The sequence below is a fragment of the Actinoplanes cyaneus genome (assembly GCF_016862095.1).
In the GTDB taxonomy this organism is placed as follows: Bacteria; Actinomycetota; Actinomycetes; order Mycobacteriales; family Micromonosporaceae; genus Actinoplanes; species Actinoplanes cyaneus.
Map to the genome: position 1 here is coordinate 121,664 of NZ_BOMH01000014.1, position 18,723 is coordinate 140,386.

Annotated in this window: 15 protein-coding genes; 5 read left to right on the forward strand and 10 right to left on the reverse strand. The window is 70.9% G+C overall.

Annotated elements, in window-relative coordinates; translation table 11 throughout:
• Positions 1-83 precede the first annotated feature (83 nt).
• The 8 genes from Acy02nite_RS09045 to proB all read right to left on the reverse strand — a co-directional run bounded on the left by Acy02nite_RS09045 (position 84) and on the right by proB (position 11,074).
• Entirely contained in the window at positions 84-1,589 is a 1,506-nt protein-coding gene (locus tag Acy02nite_RS09045; RefSeq protein ID WP_203739390.1) for a glycosyltransferase family 2 protein, read from the reverse strand.
• On the reverse strand, positions 1,586-2,218 hold the full coding sequence (locus Acy02nite_RS09050) for a hypothetical protein (protein ID WP_203739391.1): 633 nt from the start codon (positions 2,216-2,218) through the stop codon (positions 1,586-1,588). Before Acy02nite_RS09050 ends, Acy02nite_RS09045 begins: the two co-directional genes overlap by 4 nt.
• 290 nt (positions 2,219-2,508) lie before the next feature.
• Entirely contained in the window at positions 2,509-3,834 is a 1,326-nt protein-coding gene (locus Acy02nite_RS09055) for a UDP-glucose dehydrogenase family protein (RefSeq protein ID WP_203739392.1), read from the reverse strand.
• A gap of 14 nt (positions 3,835-3,848) precedes the next feature.
• Positions 3,849-4,946 (reverse strand): right-handed parallel beta-helix repeat-containing protein, encoded by a 1,098-nt coding sequence (locus tag Acy02nite_RS09060; RefSeq protein ID WP_203739393.1) that lies wholly within the window; start codon positions 4,944-4,946, stop codon positions 3,849-3,851.
• On the reverse strand, positions 4,943-6,802 hold the full coding sequence (locus Acy02nite_RS09065) for a right-handed parallel beta-helix repeat-containing protein (RefSeq protein WP_203739394.1): 1,860 nt from the start codon (positions 6,800-6,802) through the stop codon (positions 4,943-4,945). The genes Acy02nite_RS09060 and Acy02nite_RS09065 overlap by 4 nt, the downstream gene beginning before the upstream one ends.
• Positions 6,803-6,804: 2 nt before the next feature.
• Entirely contained in the window at positions 6,805-8,037 is a 1,233-nt protein-coding gene (locus tag Acy02nite_RS09070) for a glycosyltransferase family 2 protein (RefSeq protein ID WP_239174497.1), read from the reverse strand.
• A gap of 653 nt (positions 8,038-8,690) precedes the next feature.
• The gene (locus tag Acy02nite_RS09075) at positions 8,691-9,935 is read right to left on the reverse strand and encodes a glutamate-5-semialdehyde dehydrogenase (protein ID WP_203739396.1); all 1,245 of its coding nucleotides are present in this window, start codon (positions 9,933-9,935) and stop codon (positions 8,691-8,693) included.
• 26 nt (positions 9,936-9,961) lie between these two features.
• Complete coding sequence (gene proB / locus Acy02nite_RS09080) at positions 9,962-11,074, reverse strand: glutamate 5-kinase (RefSeq protein ID WP_203739397.1); 1,113 nt, start codon at positions 11,072-11,074, stop codon at positions 9,962-9,964.
• Positions 11,075-11,136: 62 nt separating this feature from the next.
• Between proB and Acy02nite_RS09085 the strand changes: the two genes are divergently transcribed.
• Together Acy02nite_RS09085 and Acy02nite_RS09090 are read left to right on the forward strand one after the other, a co-directional pair.
• Positions 11,137-11,460 carry an MGMT family protein gene (locus tag Acy02nite_RS09085; RefSeq protein WP_203739398.1) on the forward strand — a complete coding sequence of 108 codons (324 nt, stop codon included), beginning with the start codon at positions 11,137-11,139 and terminating at the stop codon, positions 11,458-11,460.
• On the forward strand, positions 11,438-12,238 hold the full coding sequence (locus tag Acy02nite_RS09090) for a class I SAM-dependent methyltransferase (protein WP_203739399.1): 801 nt from the start codon (positions 11,438-11,440) through the stop codon (positions 12,236-12,238). Before Acy02nite_RS09085 ends, Acy02nite_RS09090 begins: the two co-directional genes overlap by 23 nt.
• Positions 12,239-12,650: 412 nt before the next feature.
• Here the strand turns inward: Acy02nite_RS09090 and Acy02nite_RS09095 are convergent, their stop codons facing one another.
• Positions 12,651-13,334, reverse strand: a complete 684-nt coding sequence (locus tag Acy02nite_RS09095) for a TetR/AcrR family transcriptional regulator (protein WP_203739400.1) — start codon at positions 13,332-13,334, stop codon at positions 12,651-12,653.
• Positions 13,335-13,435: 101 nt separating this feature from the next.
• Here Acy02nite_RS09095 and Acy02nite_RS09100 point away from each other — a divergent pair, with 101 nt between their 5' ends.
• The gene (locus Acy02nite_RS09100; RefSeq protein WP_203739401.1) at positions 13,436-14,359 is read left to right on the forward strand and encodes an NAD-dependent epimerase/dehydratase family protein; all 924 of its coding nucleotides are present in this window, start codon (positions 13,436-13,438) and stop codon (positions 14,357-14,359) included.
• Between the two features lie 25 nt (positions 14,360-14,384).
• Here Acy02nite_RS09100 and Acy02nite_RS09105 read toward each other — a convergent pair whose 3' ends face one another.
• Positions 14,385-15,776, reverse strand: coding sequence for a gamma-glutamyltransferase (locus Acy02nite_RS09105; RefSeq protein ID WP_203739402.1), 1,392 nt, complete (start codon positions 15,774-15,776; stop codon positions 14,385-14,387).
• Here Acy02nite_RS09105 and Acy02nite_RS09110 point away from each other — a divergent pair.
• Entirely contained in the window at positions 15,775-17,172 is a 1,398-nt protein-coding gene (locus Acy02nite_RS09110; RefSeq protein ID WP_203739403.1) for an MFS transporter, read from the forward strand. The two genes, Acy02nite_RS09105 and Acy02nite_RS09110, sit on opposite strands and share 2 nt — an antisense overlap.
• On the forward strand, positions 17,169-18,587 hold the full coding sequence (locus Acy02nite_RS09115) for a pyridoxal phosphate-dependent decarboxylase family protein (RefSeq protein ID WP_203739404.1): 1,419 nt from the start codon (positions 17,169-17,171) through the stop codon (positions 18,585-18,587). Before Acy02nite_RS09110 ends, Acy02nite_RS09115 begins: the two co-directional genes overlap by 4 nt.
• Positions 18,588-18,723 lie beyond the last annotated feature (136 nt).

Sequence of the window (18,723 nt, forward strand, 5' to 3'; positions counted from 1 at the left end):
GCGCCGACCGGCGAAACACCCGGCGGGCCGGTGAGCATGCGTCGCCCGGCGATCATCGTTGACCGGCCGGGCGAGCGCGTGCGTCAGACTTGGAAGCCGCGGTGCCGCCGCACGAGCTTGCGCAGCATGAACACGGTCTGCGCGATCGTGGCCAGGTAGAGGATCGGCCACCCCAGCGACAGGATCGCGGACTGCACGCCCACGCTCTGCTGACTCCAGGCGTAGATTCCGCCGCCCAGGATCGCGAGCAGCACGATCAGCGGCATGACGTAGGCCGAGCCCTTGCCCTTCTCGGCGTTCGCCTGCGCGGCCCAGTTGTCCTTGTCGCTCTGGGCGAGGAACTGCGTCCACGCGGACACGAAGTGGCCCATCCGGATCCACATGTACAACTCGGCCGGGAGGAACAGCGCCGCGTAGAGCAGGTCCGACGCGCTCTTGTCCTTCATCGCCAGCGCGAGCCGCAGGTTCAGCAGCATCGCGATGGCCGGCGGGATCAGCCAGATCGGGTTGAACACGAACGCGTGAATCGACAGTGCCGCCATCAGCAGCAGCAGGAAGCCGATCCGGGACCCGATGTTGAACAGCATCGCGATGTTCTCGTACCAGCGCAGGCGCAGGTTCGGGTGCAGCGGCTGACCCTTGTTGTCACCGCGCTGACCGGGCCAGAAGAGGTCGATCGCGCCGAAGTTCCACTTGACCTGCTGACCGTGCAGGGCGCGCAGGTTCGTCATCGGGCCGACGAAGGCACGGGCGGTCGCGCTGATCTTCGTACTGAATCCGGCGTCCTTGATCTGGAGGGAGAGCTTGCTGTCCTCCACCTCGCTGTCGCGCACCCACGGCGCCTGCTGGTGGTGGCGGACCATCACCATCTCCAGCGCGCGGATGCTGAACAGGCTGCACTGCCCGCCCAGCACCGCCATGTTGCGGCCGCGCAGGAGGTTGTCCATGTTGAACGCGCCGAACTGCGCCCGCTGGCCGGCCACGAGAAACCGGGCCATCAGCCCGCGGTACCGGCTCTTGTCGATCGTGTAGATGGCGCTCAGCCCGCCGATGCGCGGGTCGTCGGTCATCTCCAGCTCGAGCCGTTCCACGGTGTCGCGGGCGAGCGTCGTGTCGCCGTCGACGCCGAGGATGTAGTCGCAGCCGCGGGACAGGAAGTAGCCGTAGTTGAGCGCGCCCACCTTCTTGTCCGGGTTCACGCCCATGTCGTGGACGTGGACGGTGGTGACGAACTCCTCGCCCTTGATCGTCCGGGTGTGCCGGCCCTCGAACGAGCGGGCGATCTCCGGGGTGTCGTCGTCGGTGTTGTTGATGATGACGTGGATGACGTCCGGCAGCCGGGTCTGGGCCAGGATGCTCTTGAGGACGTCGCCGATCGTGTCCTGCTCGTTGTAGCAGGGGATGATGCAGCTGATCGTCGCGTGCCGCGGTTTGGCGGCGGCGATCTCGTCGGACACCGCCTCGGCGTGTTCCAGCAGGGCCAGCTGCGGCACGGCCGGCGGCAGCGCCAGCGGTCCCGCCTTGGTGCTGCGCGGGACGAGGATGCGGCGGTCGGTAGCTCGGCGAAGGCCGGGACTGGTCTCGGTCATCGTGTGGCGCCATTCGTGAGCAGTGGCAGCGTCAGGGTGTCCAGCGCTGTCGAGCGGTAGTACGTGTTCGCCTTGGGGGCGGTCTCCACCAGCAGGTCCAGCCGGATCGTGAGCGTGAGCGCCGTTGCTCCCGCGGTGGCCGCGGGCAGGGTCACCACGGTGTTGTAGGGGTACGGCGGCGTGACGTCGAACGTGCCCTTGTCGGTCGCGGCCACCACCCGGTTCGTGCCGTCGTCCTGGGTCACCTGGAACGTGCTGACGGTGACCCGGTGGGTGCTGTCGGCGTCCTCGATGTGGGCCGCGACGTTGATGGTCTTGACGCCGTCCGCGGTGTAGAGCTTGGCGTTGTCGGAGGTCCAGTACGTCAGCTGGACCGTGAAGTTGCCCTGTTTGACGCGGTGGACGGCGCTGCCGGTGTCGAGCGCGCCGCTGGGACGGGCCGGTTTCGCGGCCGTCGTGGCGGTGCCGGTCGCGGCCGGTGACGCCTTGGCGGCGGGGCCGCTGGTCGTCTTCGTGCCGGCCAGCGGTTTGCTGCTGCTGGTCAGCTCTTGGAGGCTGGCGCAGCCGGTGAGGCTGCCGCACAACACGGCGGCTGTGACGACAGCCGCCGCGCTTCGGGGGAGGCGCACTGGGGACCTCTTCGCTGGGGGGATCTGCTCATGGCGTACGGGGGACAAGCCCTTGATCGGTCCTTGGCGGGCCGGGACAAGGGTTCGTGCGGAATCACCCCGTCGGCATGCGGTCGTTGCGGGCCAGGGGTCGCCGGGCCAAGTCGGCGACGGGTACCGGCACTTGAGCAGTCCTGCCGCGAGAGGAGCCGTTCGGCTGCGGCACGGTGGCCGAACGGGTGCAGAGAAACGACCGCGGCGGGCTCGGGGCCTGCCGCGGTCGCTGTTCGCCGCTGTGCTGTGTTACGTGATCAGGGGCGGCCGAGCGCCCGGTACTCCCAGCCCGCGGCCCGCCACGAGGCCGGGTCGAGGGCGTGCCGCCCGTCGATGATCTTGCGGGACGTTACGACCTGGCCCATCATCTCCGGGTCGATCTCGCGGAACTCGGTCCACTCGGTCAGCAGCACCACGACGTCGGCGTCCATCGCGGCGTCGAGCGCGCTCGTGCCGTACTGCAGCTCGGGGTGTGCCTTGCGGGCGTTGTCGTTGGCGGCCGGGTCGAAGACGGTCACGATCGCGCCCATCCGGTGCAGTGTCGCGGCCACGTCGAGTGCCGGCGCGTCGCGGATGTCGTCCGAGTTCGGCTTGAACGCGGCGCCCAGCGCGGCCACCCGCTTACCGGTGACCTCCCCGCTGGTCAGCTCCAGCACCAGGTCGACGGTGCGGGCCCGGCGACGGCGGTTGATCCCGTCGATCTCGCGCAGGAAGCCGACGGCTTGACCGACGCCGAGTTCCTCGGCCCGGTGCGCGAACGCGCGGATGTCCTTGGGCAGGCAACCGCCGCCGAAACCGAGGCCGGGGCGCAGGAACTTGCCGCCGATCCGGTCGTCGTAGGCGAGCGCCTCGGCCAGGTCGGTCACGTCGGCGCCGGTCGCCTCGCAGACCTCGGCCATCGCGTTGATGTAGGAGATCTTGGTGGCCAGGAACGAGTTCGCGGCCACCTTGACCAGCTCGGCGGTCTGCAGGTCGGTCACCTTCACCGGCACCCCCTGGGCCAGCACCGGCTGGAACGCGCTGCGCAGCCGCTGCTCGGCCCACTCGGAGCCGACGCCGAAGACGAGCCGGTCCGGTTTCATGGTGTCCTCGACGGCGAAGCCCTCGCGGAGGAACTCCGGGTTCCAGGCCAGCTCCACCTGATCGCCGGCCGGGGCGGTGCGGCGGACCAGCTCGGTCAGGCGGGCCGCGGTGCCGACCGGCACCGTGGACTTCCCGACGACCAGGGCCTTGCGGCGCAGGTTCTGGGCGAGGGCGGTGACCGAGGCGTCGACGTACGTCATGTCGGCCGCCTCCGAGTCCTTGCGCTGCGGCGTGCCGACACAGATGAAGTGCACGTCGCCGAACTCGGCCGCCTCGGCGAACGAGGTGGTGAACCGCAGCCGGCCGCTGTCCAGCGCCTTGGCGAGCATCTCCGGCAGCCCGGGCTCGAAGAACGGCACCTCACCGGCGCCGAGCTTCTCGATCTTGGTGGTGTCGACGTCCACGCCGAGCACCTCGTAGCCCATGACCGCCATGCAGATCGCGTGGGTGGCGCCGAGATAGCCGGTGCCGATGACGGTGAGTCGGGGAAGCTTGCTCATATGTCTGTGCTCCTTCAGGCGCAGTCGACGTTGGCCAGGCCCTCGGCGGCACCGACGACCTTGTTGTCGCAACTCAGGCGGTTGTCCTCGACCGGGGCGAAGTGGAACCCGAATCCGGAGCCGTTCACCTGAGCGAGGTTCCCGGTGAAGGTGTTGCCGCGGCCCCAGCCCTTCGCCACCACGTGGGTCTGGAACCCGTCCACGGGGCTGTTCGTGCCGGTGTTGTCGCTGATGGTCCAGCTGTTGCCCTTGACGTCGACCCAGGAGTCGGCATCCTCGGCCAGCGCTGACCCGTCGAACGTGTTGCCGGTGACCGTTCCGCCGGTCGTGCCCTCCTTGACGTCGACGGATTCGGCGGTGGTGGCGCTGATCCGGTTGTCCCGCACGACGTTGCGGTCGCTGTTGTCGGGCGCTCCCGCGGTGATCTCGGTCCAGTTGGAGACGGCCGAGCCGATGTAGACGCCCTCGCCGTACTTCGCCCGGCGCAGCCCGGTGTTCGCGATGGTGTTCTTCTCGACCACGTTGTCGCTGGAGAACTTGCGCAGGTGGATGGCCTCGTCCCCGATGTTCGTGACGGTCAGGCCGGAGATCACGGAGTGGTTCGTGCCGTCACCCATGACCCCCTTCTGCGCGTTGCGGACGGTGAAGCCGGTGACGTGCCAGTAATCGGCGCCGTCGAGGTGCAGGGCGTACCCCTTCTTGACCCCGCCGCCGTCGAGCACCGCGGACGCCGTTCCGCAGAGCGTGATCGGCGTCTGCGCGGTGCCCTTCGCGGTCGCCGTGAAGGTGCCCTCGTAGGTGCCGTCGGCGAGCTGGATGCTCGTGCCGGGGGTCGCCTTCGCGAGCGCTTGGTCGAGCTGCTCGGCGGTGCTGACCTGCACGGTCGCCTGAGGACAACCTTGCGAGGCGGCACCGCTCGCGGGGGCCGCCGGTCCGGTCGCGAGTGGACCGGTCGGCACCGCGAGCGGGTCGCCGGAGCCGGCCGTGGTCGAAGGCCGGGCGTCCCCGTCCGGTTTCGGCTCGTCGTTCGACGAGCAGCCGCTGATCAGCACGGCGGTGACCGCACCCAGCGCGGTCCAGCTCGCCGCGCGCCGCCGGGTCCGGGCGCTCACCGTCCGGCCCCTGCTCCGACGGTCAGCCGGACGGTGACCTCGCCGGGCAGCGCCTTCTTCTCCTGGCCGCTGAGATCCTTCAAGGTCAGGGAGTTGGCGTACGGGTTCACGACGCCCCCCGACCGGCGCCGCCGGATGCCGAGGATCGCCGAGAAGATGATCAGCGCCAGGATGCCCGCCCAGAGCATCGTCATCGGGCTGGCGTAGTGCCTGAAGCGGACCCAGAACGAGCTGGTGTCGTGCCAGGCGCCGATCTGGTTGTGGTCGGTCTTGACGTCGCCCTTGGCCCGGGACGTGTCCAGGGCGCTCGGGCCGACCCCGGCCACCACGTTGTACGACATCGTCGAGCCGTCGACGTCACCGACCATCGACACGCCGTGGTTGCCGGCGTCCTGGACGGTGTTGCCGCGGACCGTCGCGACGGCGCCGTTCACGTAGATGGCGTTGTCCGTCCCGGTGATCACGTTGCCGGTCACCTCGGCCTTGTCGACCCCGGTCCGGATCGCGATGCCCTGCCGCACCTGCTCGAACAACTGGTTGCCGCTGATCGCCACGTTGGTGGCGCCCTCGCGGGCGACGATGCCCATGTCGCTGCCGTACACCCGGTTGTTCTGCACCGAGACGTTGAGGCCGCCGATCACCTCGATGCCGTACCGGCCGTTGTCGCGGGCGACGCTGTTGGACACCGAGTTGTTGCCGTAGCTGCCGACGAACTCGCCGGAGGCGGACGCGTCGGTGGCCAGCGGCAGGCCGTTCACGGTGAAGCCGTTGCCGCCGTTCTTCTCCGAGGTGCTGTCGCTGACCCGGACCTGCTGCGCGCCGCGGGACAGCACGAAACCGTCGCCGCCGTTGCCGGTGGTGGTCAGGCGGCTCACGTCGATGCCGGTGGCGAAGCGGTGCAGGACCAGACCGTCCAGGGCGCTGCCGGTCACCGAGACGTCGGTGATCGTGACGCCGTTGGCACTGGAGATGAACATGCCGTACGCGTTGCCAGTGATCTTGGAATGGGTGATCTCGGCTGACACATAGGACTGCCCGGGCACGTCGAAACGGGTGTCCGGGACGGCCAGATCGCCGCTGGGCTGCGCGAAGACGTCGCCGGCGCCGGGGTTGCTGGTGCCCGCCTTGCGCTCCTCCTTGGCCTGCTCGCGTTCGGTCTTGGAGAGGTGGTTCGGCCCGTCGACATCGCCGGTGTTCGGCCGGTCGGTGCCGGTCAGGCTGACCCCGCCGGTCCGGCCGCTCCAGAAGCCCAAGTTGCTGACCTCGGCGTACGTCATGTCGAACTGCCCGCCGATCGCCCGGATGTAGGCACGCCCGTCCTCGACGCTGGTGTCGGTCTGCTTCGTCCGCGGGTCCCAGCTCATCACCGTCGTCGGGCTCTGCGCGCTACCCGTCAGCGAGATGACGCCACCGAACGAGACGATCGACACGAACCCGTCGGACGTGCTCGCCATCCGCAGCACCAGACCGCCCGGATTGGACAGCTGGAGCTTCGCGCCCGAGTTCAGGTAGAGGTTCTCGGTCAGCAGGTAGCTTCCGTCGGTCTGCCGCGTGAACGTCTGCGGCGCGAGTTTGAGCAGATCGGTGACGGTGTACGGCTCCCGGCGCTGGGTGAGCACCAGGGTGTATCCGTCGCCGGTCGCCAGGCGGTAGGGCGTGGTCCAGCCCTGCCCGCGCATCGCCGCGACAGCGGCCACGGCGCGTACCTGGTCGAGCCGGGTGTCCTCGGCGGCGACCAGGGCGGCCTGGCGGTCCGCGGCGTCGGTGCCGGTGGTCTCGGCGGCGTGGGCCGGGGTGGCCAGGGTCAGGCCGGCGACGACGGCCGCCACGGTGCTGGTCAGGAATCGAATCTGCATGGTCAGGCCTCCGCTCCCGCGGTCGCGCGGTTCAGGGTGGCGGCGTTCTGCCCCTCGCCGCCGATGCTGTCCGCGGTACGGGTCAGCCAGCCCTGCTTGTTCATGGTCACGAACGCGTACAGCTTGATGGGCAGCGCGATGAAGATGACGACCAGCGCGGTCACCGGCAGGAGCAGGATCTCCTGCGGGTGCCGGCGCAGGTGCGAGTAACCGCGCAGGCCACGGCCGAGCAGCAGCCAGATGAGCGTCAGCGCGATCGAGTGGACGGTCAGCTCGAGCCGGCTGAAGATCAGGTAGGCGAGGGCCATGCCCATGGTGACCGGGGTCAGCAGGATCTGCAGCACGGTCAGCTTGGTGACCATCGGCACCCGCCACAGCCAGCCCTTCCAGACCGCGGTCAGATAGCAGCGGTACGAGTTCCGGCTCCACCGCACCCGCTGCTTCACGAACGCGCTGAACGAGGACGGGAACATCGACAGGGCCTTGGCCGACGACTGGTGCACGGTCTTGTAGCCCTGGGCCAGCACCAGCCAGGTGAGCCGCCCGTCGTCACCGGCGATGCAGCGCCGCCCGAGGAAGAACTCGTCCTCCAGGTGCTTGAGCACCGGCAGGATCGCCGAGCGCCGGTACGCCGCGGTCCGCCCGGAGAGGCAGGCCACCGCCCCGGCCCGGCCCATCGCCGGCACGTAGTCGTAGTACCGCAGGTTGACCAGCCAGTCCGCGATCCGCCGCCAGATGCTGGTGGTGCGCTGGTACACGTTCTGCTGGGTGCCGACCCCGCCGACCTGCGGGTCTGCGAACGGCATCTGCACCGCGTCCAGCAGCCCGGGCAGCCAGCGGGTGTCCGAGTCGACGAGCACGACGAGCTCGCTGCGGGCGGCGCGTATGCCGACGCCGAGCGCGGACCGCTTGCCCCGGTGGGCGAACGGGATGATCCTCAGCCGCGGGTCGCGGACCTCGGCGAGCCGCTGCAGCACCTCGGTGTCCTCGAGATCCGGGACGATGATGATCTCGGCGGGGTTCTGTGCCAGCCAGGTCTCGAGGCATTCGAGCAGGATCTCCGGGTCCTCGCGATAGGCCGGGACGACCACCGACACCGAGGTGCGGAAGTCGTTGACCGTCGGCCTGGCGAACCGGGACAGCACGGCGCGGTAGATCCAGAGGAACCAGACGAAGATTCCGGCGAGTCCCAGCGGCATGATGTCACGCCAGCTCAGCTCCCCGACAGTTTCCACGATTGCGGACCAGATGACATCGAAATAGTGGGACACGATTTTCCTAGGTGCCTCGAGGGGAACTGAGGGCAGCTTCCATCGACACATGTAATGCAATGGGTCGACGGTGCGGAGGCGACCGGGTGTCCCGAGCGGCAATGCTCGCGAATTCAGGTCACGGGGGTGGGGGTCTCGGTGGTCGGCATCGGCGACTGTTTCACCGATGTTTCCTGCCCGGATCGGGGAAGGGATCCGACCTGAACAGCCATTCTCGGCTGCCGCACCTAAGATCCTTGCGCTCGACTTTTCCCTGGCCATCCACCGAATGGTCGGCTTGGCACAAGATCTGTGGTCATCGTTCAGTGGGCTTTCGGGTCGCCCCGGAAATCGACCGATGCGGTTGACCAGGGCAATGACCCCCGTACGTGGACAGCTGCCTCAACCGTTCGGTGAAATGCCGCTCGGCCATTCGGGAATCGCTCCTTTGTGGAGCCGATTTCGGATGTAATCAGGGCATCAGCTTCGGGGTCGGATCGGAACGGTCATCGAGGCAGGTGACGCATATTCAGGACCGGTGACCCAGGTCGCGCCGGAAACGTGGATCCAACACATGAGAAAGGTCCGGTGACAGTCGAATGACCGTCACCGGACCGGACGTGCGGGTGCGGGGCAGCTCAGCCCCGGGTGTGACCGTTCCCGGTCACGACGTACTTCGTCGAGGTCAGCTCGGGCAGGCCCATCGGCCCGCGGGCGTGCAGCTTCTGCGTGCTGATGCCGATCTCCGCGCCGAAACCGAACTCGCCGCCGTCGGTGAACCGGGTCGACGCGTTGATCATCACGGCCGCGGCGTCGACACCGGCCGTGAAACGCCTGGTCGCGGCAATGGACTCGCTGACGATCGCCTCGGTGTGACCGGTGCCGTGCTGCCGGATGTGGTCGAGCGCGTCCTCCAGCGAGTCGACGACAGCGACCGCGATGTCGGCCGACAGGTACTCCCGGTCCCAGTCCTGCTCCGTCGCGGCGACCACGGCGTCGCTGTGGCCGGCCACCCGGGCGTCACCGTGCACGGTGACGCCCCTCGCGGCGAACTCCTCCAGGACCAGGGGCAGGAACGAGTCGGCGATCTCGGCGTGGACCAGCAGCGACTCGGCGGCGTTGCAGACCGAGTTGCGCTGGGTCTTCGAGTTGATCGTGATGGCCAGCGCCTTCTCCAGGTCGGCGGCGGCGTCCACGTACACATGGCAGTTGCCGACACCGGTCTCGATCACCGGCACCGTCGACTGCTCCACCACGGTCCGGATCAGGTCGGCGCCGCCACGCGGGATCAGCACGTCGACCAGGCCGCGGGCGCGCATCAGCTCCTTCACCGAGTCGCGCGTCGTCGCGTCCAGCAGCTGGATCGTGTTGGCCGGCAGGCCCGCGTCGGCGACCGCCTTGCGCAGCACCGAGACGATCGCCGCGTTCGACGAGAAGGCCGAGCCGGAGCCACGCAGCAGCGCCGCGTTGCCCGACTTCAGGCAGATCCCGGCGGCGTCGGCCGTCACGTTCGGCCGGCCCTCGTAGATCATGCCGACCACGCCGAACGGCACCCGGACCTGCCGCAGCTCCAACCCGTTCGCCAGGGTCGAGCCGCGCACCACGTCGCCGATCGGGTCGGGCAGCGCGGCCAGCTGGCGCAGCCCGTCGGCCATCGCGACGATCCGCGCCGGGTTCAGCGCGAGCCGGTCGATCATCGCCTCGGAGATGCCGTTCCCGCGCGCGTTCGCGACGTCGACGCCGTTCGCGTGGACGATGTCGTCGGTCCGCTCGACCAGCCGATCGGCCATCAGCAGCAGAGCCGCGTCCTTCTCCGCGCGAGTGGCCGCGGCCAGATCGATCGCGGCGACCCTGGCGGCCGCAGCCTGCTCCAGCACGCTCATGACAAGCCCTTCTTCGCTGTACGTCGTCAGAGGAGAACCAGGTCGTCGCGGTGGACGACCTCTCGTTCATATCCCGGCCCGAGCGCGGCCGCCAGTTCCGGAGTGGAGCGCCCGAGCAGCGCCGGCAACTCCACCGCGTCGTAGTTCACCAGCCCGCGCGCCACCGGGGTGCCCGAACCCGCGTCGACCAGGTCCACCGGGTCGCCGGCCGCGAACGACCCGTCCACCGCGGTGATCCCGGCTGGCAGCAGCGACTTGCGCCGGGCCACCACCGCGGTGACCGCGCCCGCGTCCAGGTGCAGGCGGCCGCGCGGCGCGGTGGCGTGCGCCAGCCAGAACAGCCGGGCCGCCGGGCGGCTCGCGGCCGCCTCGAAGAGCGTGCCCACCTCGTCACCGGCCAGCACCCGCCCGGCGAGCGGCGCGGCGGTCAGCACGACCGGGATGCCGAAGCCGGTGGCGATCCGCGCCGCCTCCACCTTGGTGACCATGCCGCCGGTGCCGACACCGGACCGGCCCGCCGAGCCGATCGCGATGCCCTCCAGATCGCTGTCGCCGCGGACCAGCGGGATCATCCGGGCGGACGGGTCGGCCGGATTGCCGGTGTAGAGCGCGTCCACATCGGAGAGCAGCACCAGCAGGTCCGCGTCGACCAGCGCGGCGACCAGCGCGGCCAGCCGGTCGTTGTCGCCGAACCGGATCTCCTCGGTGGCGACCGTGTCGTTCTCGTTCACGATCGGCAGCGCGCCCAGATCGAGCAGCTTGCGCAGCGTCCGGTACGCGTTGCGATAGTGCGACCGCCGCGTCACGTCGTCGACCGTGAGCAGCACCTGGGCGACGGTCAGGCCGTGCCGGGCGAAACCGGCCGTGTAACGCGCCATCAGCAGGCCCTGACCGACCGCGGCCGCGGCCTGCTGGGTGGCCAGGTCACGCGGTCGTCGTGGCAGATGCAGCGGGGCCAGCCCGGCGGCGATCGCGCCGCTGGAGACCAGGACCACCTCACGACCCTCGCCGGTCAGCCCGCCCAGGGTGTCGACCAGAGTGTCCAGACGCTGCTCGTCGATGCCGCCCGCCGCCGTGGTCAGCGAGGAGGACCCCACCTTGACCACGATCCGGCGCGCACCGGTCACCACTTCCCGCACCCGGCCCATTCTGCTCGGCCGCGCGGCGATGACCGGCCGCAGATCCCATATCGTGGCCGGTGATGACACCGGAGGAGTACGTCGAAGCGGTCCTCGACCTGGTCGAGCGGATCCCGGAGGGCCGGGTGATGTCGTACGGCGCGATCGCCGACGCGCTGGCCGACCGCTCCGGCCGCAACTCGCCCCGCCAGATCGGGGGCATCATGTCCCGGCACGGCGGCAGCGTCCCGTGGCACCGGGTGGTGAACAGCACCGGCCGGCTGCCACCCGGCCACGAGCGGGAAGCCCGGGCGCTGCTGCTCGCCGAGGGCGTACCGTTGCGCGGCGACCGGGTAATGATCGACAAGGCCGGGTGGAGTCCTGATGCAGACCGGACAGGCGAGTAAGACGGCGTACGCGGCGGCGCGGTATCGGGCCGCCCACCAGGTGCTGGAGCACGGCTCGATCCTCAGCGACCCGCTCGCGCTGCGGATCCTCGGGCACGAGCCGGAGGAGCTGCTCGGCGACGCGCCGCGCCGCGGGATGCGGCTGTTCATCGCGGCCCGTCACCGGTTCGCCGAGGATCACCTGGCCGCGGCGGTGGGCCGGGGCGTGCGGACAGCGGTCGTGCTCGGTGCGGGGCTGGACACGTTCGCCTACCGGAACCCGTTCCCCGAGCTCACCGTGATCGAGGTCGACCACCCGGACACGCAGGCGTGGAAGCGGGACCGGCTGGCCGCGACGGGCATCGCGATCCCGAGCAACGTGCGCCATGCCGGTGTCGACTTCGAGCGCGAGAAACTGCGGCTGGAACTCGACGGGCCGGCGTTCTTCCTGTGGATGGGCGTCGTGCCGTACCTGACGATCGAGGCGTTCACCGAGACGCTCGGCTTCATCGCCGGCCGGGCGGGCAACGAGGTGGTCTTCGACTACGCGCAGAACCCGGACCGGATGCCGGCGGACCGCCGCGCGGCGCTGGAAGCGCGCGCCGCCCGGGTCGCGAAGATCGGCGAGCCGTGGCTCACGTTCTTCGAGCCGTCCGAGATCGCGGAGCTGCTCGGCTCGCACGGCTTCGCCGACGTCGAGGATCTGGGCCCGTCCGGCCTGGCCGCGCGCTTCTTCGACCGCCCGGACGTCCCGCCGGAAACCCCCGGCGGCCACGTCCTGCACGCCCGCCGCCCGTAGACCCGGGCCGCAACGTCCACGTCCTGCACGCCCGCGCGCACGTCCTGCACGTCCTGCACGTCCGCGCGCGTATAGACGGGGCCGCGAGGTCCGCGCCGGGCCCGGCAGGCTGCGCGGGCCCCGGTTCCGGCTGGTGCTCATGGGCGTTATTCGGGACGAATAACGCCCATGAGCACCAGCCGGCAAGGCCGAGCCGCGTAGCCTCCGGGATCAACGGCGGGCATCGCGTCCGGGGTGACCGCGCCCCTCCACGGAGGCCGCCCTTGTGGGCTGAGCGTTCAGGGCGCGCCGGCGCCCTGCTCGGCCCGGAAGGGTCCCCGCGGGAGCGACGGTCTGTACCCCGGCGGAGGCAGGCAAGGAAGATCTTGAAGTTGATCTTCGGTGGGTTCCCGCGAACGCGCCGGAAACCGCGCTAGGCGAGGCCGGCGAAGGCGGCGGTGGCGCGCATCTGCCAGTCGAAGAAGCCGCGCCGATCGTCCTCGATCGTGTTGTCGAGCTGGCCGAAGAGCTCCGCGCTGATCGCGCCGCAGAGGTGGATGAACCCGGAGATCCCGCCGCCGACGAGGTAGGGCGGCACGTCCGGCCCGAACTGTTCGGCGACCGCGGCCAGCTCCTCGCCGAAACGCCCGGCGGGCTGGGGCGGGAACGTGGTGATCCGCCCACTCTCCAGACCGGATCGGATCGTCTCGGCGAGCGCCATGATCACCCGCGTGGCCGGCACGATCGTGTCCTGCGGCGCCTGGTAGCCGGGCACGGGGCTGCCGTATATCAGCGCCCACTGGTGCCGGTTCGCCAGTGCCCACTCGCGCACCGCGTGACCGATCGCGACCCAGCGCTCGGCCGGCTCCCCCTGACCCGCGGCGGCCTGCTCGGCGGCCTCGCCGACGGCGTCGTACGCGTCGATGATCAGCGCGGTCAGCAACTCGTCCCGGCTGGCGAAGTAGCGGTAGACCGCCGACGACGCCATGCCCAGATCGCGGGCGACCGCCCGTAACGAGAGGTTGGCCCCGTCGGTTGCCAGATGGCGCCGGGCCACCTGCTTGATCTCTTCGGTCATCTCGGCCCGGACGCGGGCGCGCAGGTTGGCGGCGTTCATGGATGCCAGTGTGCCACAACGAGAGCACTGCTCTTGCACGTCGGCGAAACGTGTGGAACAGTTGTCCTCAACGGAGAGCACTGCTCGCAAAGGAGAACATCATGCACGTCGTCGTCGGTTCCGGCCCGATCGGCTCGAACGTCGCCCGCATCCTCGCCGAGCAGGGCGAGCAGGTGCGGATGGTCACGCGCAGCGGCAGCGGGCCCGAGCATCCGCTGGTCGAGCGGGTCGCCGCGGACGCCTCCGACGCCACCCGCCTGACCGAGCTGACCCGGGGCGCCGAGGTGCTCTACAACTGCGCGAACCCGAAGTACACCGAGTGGGCCGACAAGTGGTTCCCGATGAACGACGCGATGATCGCCGCGACGAAGGCGGCCGGCGCGGTCTACGCGATCACCGGCAACCTGTACGGCTACGGTCCGCAGCCCGGCGGCCGGATGACCGAGGACACCCCGCTCGCGGCCACCGGTCGCAAGGGCCGGATCCGGATCAAGATGTGGAAGGACGCGCTTGCCAGTGGGGTGCGCACAGTGGAGGCGAGGGCGTCGGACTACGTCGGGGCGGGCGCGGTCAGCACGATCTCGACGGTGCTGCTGCCGGCGATCAATTCCGGTCGCGCGGCGTGGGCCCCGGGCGACGTGGACGCGCCGCACACCTTCACCTACACCGGCGACATGGCCCGGACGCTGGTCACGCTGGCGCGCGACGAGCGGGCGTACGGGAAAGCCTGGCACGTCCCCTCGGGCCCGGCTGTCAGCATGCGTGAGCTGGCCGCGCGCTACTGCACGGCGGCCGGGGTGCCGCAGGTCACGGTGCGCAGCCTGCCGCGGTTCGTGATGCGCACGGCCGGGCTGGTCGTCCCGATCGCCCGTGAGGTGGCCGAGATGGACTACCAGTTCTACGCGCCGTTCCTGATGGACAGCTCCCGCACCGAGAAGACGTTCGGCCTGGCCCCCACCGACCTGGACGTGGCGCTGCGGGAGACCGCCGACGCGGCCGAGGCGACCGCCGCCCGGCGGATGTGACCGGACCACCGCCCGGCGGAGGTGACTACAGGAGCAGGCCGACGCCGCCCCGCCTCGGATCACCGGCGGCGCCGGCCTGGCCGACCGCCGTCACCCCGCCGAAGTAGTGGTTGAGGTCCGGCCACTCGACGACCTGCCAGCCGGCCGATCGCAACGCCTCCAGCTCCTCCGGCGGGCAGCCGTGCTCGGCGTGCACGGTGTCCTCGACGGCGTGGAATCGGGGCCGGGCGATCGCGCCCGCCACGTCCAGGTCGTCGACGAGCACCCCGAGCAGCGTGTCGACCAGGGCGGTACGGATCCGCGACGCCCCCGCCGACCCGGCCGCCACCGCGAGCGTGCCGTCCGGCGCGATCACCACGAGCGGGCACATGTAGGACGACATCCGCCGCCCCGGCACCAGCTCCTCGGTGAGCAACTCGCCCTCGCCGAGCATGGAGTTCAGGTTGATGCCGAGCCCGGGCAGCCACACCCCGGCGCCCAGCCCGAGCGTCGTGGTGATCACGCAGGCGTTGCCCTCGGCGTCGACCACCGACACGTTCGTGGTGTCGCCCAGCCGTTGCGCCCCGAGGTTGCGCAGGGCGGCCGCCACCCCGACGGCCCGGCCGGGGCGGGAGAGGTCGGCCGGCAGCGCGCCGATCGTGTCCACGGTCCGGTTCAGGTCGTGCCGGGCGCAGACCCGGTGACCGGCGAGGGTGGCGTGGTCGACCGGGACCTCGTTGACGCGGTAGCCCGCCAGGTCGGCCGGGCCGATCGTGCCCCCGGCCGCGCGGACCGTGGAGACCAGCAGGTCGGCGTGCTCCCCGGTGTAGAACACGCCGGGCCCATCGGCCGCCAGCGCGTCCATCGCGGTCGCCAGGCCCTGGTGGAAGAGCAGCTCGTCGCTCTCCAGCAGGCGCCCCTCCGGCTGGTAGGAGGCCGCGCCCTCGCCGTAGGCCAGCGCCGGCGCGCACGACTTCAGTGTGCGGGCGTGCGCGGCCGGCAGCAGCACCCCGGTCCGGGCCAGGCCGGCCGCCGGGGCGACCACCTCCTGCCAGGGCAGCCGCCCCCAGCGCTGGTGCACCTCGCCGAGACCGGCCGGGACGCCCGGCACGGCCACGCTGGCCCCGCCGATCGAGTAGATCTGTGGCAGCCCGCCGAAGAACACGTCGACCGCGACCATCGGCTCCGGTTTCCGGTCGCCGTCCAGGCCCGGCACCGCCACGAAGAAGTCCAGGCAGGTGACCTCGCCGGTGCGCGCGTCGAAGTAGGTGGCGAACCCGCCGCCGCCCAGCCCGGTGTAGATCGTCTCGGCGACACAGCAGGCCAGGACCGCGGCGACCGCCGCATCGGCGGCGCTTCCGCCCGCCTCGAGAATCCGCACTCCGGTGCGGGTGGTCGCCGGATGGCTCGCGGCGACGCCGGCCGCAACGCTTCCCATGCGAGCGAGCGTAGGCGGCAAGACCCGATCATGGTTACGATGCGCGTCGATGACCCCCATCGGTCCCCCTCCCGTGGTAACCCGGCCGAGTGTCCTGCCCCGGGGGGTTTTGGCTGGTTATGCCCTCGGATCGCTGGTCACCGGGGCTTTCGGGACAGTGCCCGGTTTGCTTCTTCTGCCCTATCTGACGGACACGCTCGGTGTCGCGGCGGGCGTGTCGGGCCTGCTCGTGCTGCTGCCGAAGGCGTGGGACGTGCTGGTCAACCCCCTGGCCGGCCGGATCTCTGACCGGCGCGGCTCCCGGCGCCCGTTCCTGCTGGTGGCGGGCGTGCTGCTGAGCGTCCTGTTCGCCGCCGTCTTCGCGGCGCCGTTCGCCGGCGAGGGCGTCTCCGCGGCGTACGTGGCCGTTGCCTTCCTGCTGGCCGCGACCGCCTACGCGTTCTTCCAGGTGCCCTACGTCGCGATGCCGGCCGAGCTGACCGACGGATACGCCGAGCGGACCCGCCTCATGACCTGGCGCGTCGCCGTCCTGGCCTGCGCGATCCTGATCTCCGGCGCCGTCGCGCCCCTGGTCGTCGACGCGACCGGCGGCGGCCGCGCCGGCCACCGGTGGTCCGGCCTGTTCGTCGGCCTGCTCATCGCTGTGGGCACGCTTGCGACCTTCGCCGGTACGAGGAAAGCCCCGTCCCGCACCGCGCAGGCCGCCGAGCCGAGCCTCTCCGCCCAGCTGCGCGTCGCCTCCGGGAACGCGCCGTTCCGTGCGCTGCTGCTCTGCTGGATCGTGCAGGCCGCCGGGATCGGCACGATGCTGGCCGGCGTGCAGTACTTCGCCGACCACGTGATCCACCAGAAGGCCGGCGGCACGTTCCTGTTCGCCGCGTTCGTCGGCCCGGCTCTGCTCGTCATGCCGCTCTGGACCCGGGTCGGCAGGCGGCACGGCAAACTGCGGTCGCTGATCGCCGGCTCGCTGCTGTTCGCCGCCGGCGCGCTCACCCTGCTCGCCTCCCCGGCCGTGCCCCCGGTCGTGGTCTACCTGCTCGTCGCCGTGGTCGGCGCCGGATACGCCGGCCAGCAGGTGTTCGCGATGGCGATGCTGCCGGACTGCATCGCCCACGACACCGCGCGCACCGGCCGCCGCCAGGCCGGCGTGTTCACCGGCCTGTGGACCGCGGGGGAGACGCTCGGGTTGGCGCTCGGACCCGGCATCTACGCCGTTGTCCTGCAGCTTTCCGGGTACGTCTCCTCGGCCACCGGGGAGGCCGCCGCGCAGGACTCCACGGCCCGGCTCGGCGTGCTCCTCGGCTTCACCGTCCTGCCGGCCATGCTGGTGGGCGTGGCTGTCCTACTTCTGCGTGGTTACCGCGAGGCAGGCGTTCCGCTACCGTCCGAACCATGATCGATGCGCTGCCGGAGAACGGCGTTCCCGGCGACCGGATCCTGGCCGAGCTCCACGCCCTGCGAGCCGGTGACCTGCCGACACACGGCGGGCGGCTCTTCGCTTACGTCTACGACCCGGCCGTGGACGGTCTCGACGAGCTGGCCCGGCAGGCGTACGCCGTCTCCGCCTCGGTCAACGGCCTCGACCCGACCGCCTTCCCGTCGCTGCTCGCCATGGAGAACGCCCTGGTCGGCGCCGCCGCCCGGCTGCTCGGCGGGGACCGTGCGACGGTCGGCAGCGTGACCAGTGGCGGCACCGAGTCGCTGATCCTCGCGGTGAAGACCGCACGCGACGCGCACCCGTCGATCCAGCATCCGCGCCTCGTGGTCCCGTCCACGGCGCACGCCGCGTTCGCCAAGGCGGCCCACTATCTGCGGGTGGGGCTCGACGTCGTACCGGTGAAGGATCTTCGTGCCGACCCGTCGGCAATGGCCGCGGCGATCGGCCCGGACACCGTGCTCGTCGCGGCGTCCGCCCCCTCCTACGCGCACGGTGTCGTCGACCCGATCCCCGCGCTGGCCGCACTCTGCGCGGAGCGAGGCGTCCGGTTCCACGTCGACGCCTGCTTCGGCGGCTGGATTCTGCCCTACCTGCGCCGGCTCGGCGCCGACCTGCCGTCGTTCGACCTTTCCGTGCCCGGCGTCACCAGCATCTCGGTCGACCTGCACAAGTACGCGTACGCGCCGAAGGGCGTCTCGATCCTGCTGCACCGCACCGAGGAGTTGCGCCGCCCGCAGTACTTCGCCTACGCCGACTGGCCCGGCTACCCGATGATCAACCCGGTCATCTCGTCCACCCGCTCCGGCGGCCCGATCGCCGCGGCCCTGGCCACGCTGCGCTCCATCGGCGACAACGGCTATCTCGACCTGGCCGCCTCGACCCGGTCGGCGGTCCAGATCCTTTCGGACGCGGTCAAGAACACTTCCGGCGTACGTCTTTTCGCCCCGCCCGAGACCAGCGTCGTCTGCCTCGCCTCCGACGGCGTCGACCTGTTCGTCCTCGCCGACGAGTTGGCCGCGCGCGGCTGGCACACCCAGCCGCAGATGGCGTACCGCTCGCTGGAACCGACGATCCACCTGACGGTGACCGCCGCGGTCCGCGACACGGCACCGTCGTTCGCCGCCGACCTGTCCGCCGCGGTCGCCGCCGCTCGGGCCCGTGGGCCGGTCGAGGTCCCGCCGCTGCCCCCGCTCACCCCGGAGATGATCACCCCGGAGTTCGTCGCGGGCCTGGCCGAGGCTCTGGGCCTGGGCGCCGGCGACTTCAGCCGGATGGCTCAGGTCAACGCTCTGCTCAACGCCGCCCCGCCGCAGTTGCGCGAGGCCCTCCTGACCGGCTTCCTCAGCCATCTCCAGCGCCCTTCGTCCGAGTGACGCAATGACGCGATATTGCGTCATTGCGACCGTCGACGCTCTGCGGCCGCCGGGGAAAGCGAGTCAAGCACCCGGGCGCGCTGCCACCCAGCCGGACTGAGACCTTCGGGAGGCGTTCGGGCCGGCGCGCACGCCG

Coding starts and splice junctions, on each gene's coding strand:
- Acy02nite_RS09085 (WP_203739398.1), top strand. CDS start 11,137: ATGACACCGGAGGAGTACGTCGAAGCGGTCCTCGACCTGGTCGAGCGG.
- Acy02nite_RS09110 (WP_203739403.1), top strand. CDS start 15,775: ATGCGAGCGAGCGTAGGCGGCAAGACCCGATCATGGTTACGATGCGCG.
- Acy02nite_RS09100 (WP_203739401.1), top strand. CDS start 13,436: ATGCACGTCGTCGTCGGTTCCGGCCCGATCGGCTCGAACGTCGCCCGC.
- Acy02nite_RS09065 (WP_203739394.1), bottom strand. CDS start 6,802: ATGCAGATTCGATTCCTGACCAGCACCGTGGCGGCCGTCGTCGCCGGC.
- Acy02nite_RS09045 (WP_203739390.1), bottom strand. CDS start 1,589: ATGACCGAGACCAGTCCCGGCCTTCGCCGAGCTACCGACCGCCGCATC.
- Acy02nite_RS09075 (WP_203739396.1), bottom strand. CDS start 9,935: ATGAGCGTGCTGGAGCAGGCTGCGGCCGCCAGGGTCGCCGCGATCGAT.
- Acy02nite_RS09090 (WP_203739399.1), top strand. CDS start 11,438: ATGCAGACCGGACAGGCGAGTAAGACGGCGTACGCGGCGGCGCGGTAT.
- Acy02nite_RS09105 (WP_203739402.1), bottom strand. CDS start 15,776: ATGGGAAGCGTTGCGGCCGGCGTCGCCGCGAGCCATCCGGCGACCACC.
- Acy02nite_RS09115 (WP_203739404.1), top strand. CDS start 17,169: ATGATCGATGCGCTGCCGGAGAACGGCGTTCCCGGCGACCGGATCCTG.
- Acy02nite_RS09055 (WP_203739392.1), bottom strand. CDS start 3,834: ATGAGCAAGCTTCCCCGACTCACCGTCATCGGCACCGGCTATCTCGGC.
- Acy02nite_RS09095 (WP_203739400.1), bottom strand. CDS start 13,334: ATGAACGCCGCCAACCTGCGCGCCCGCGTCCGGGCCGAGATGACCGAA.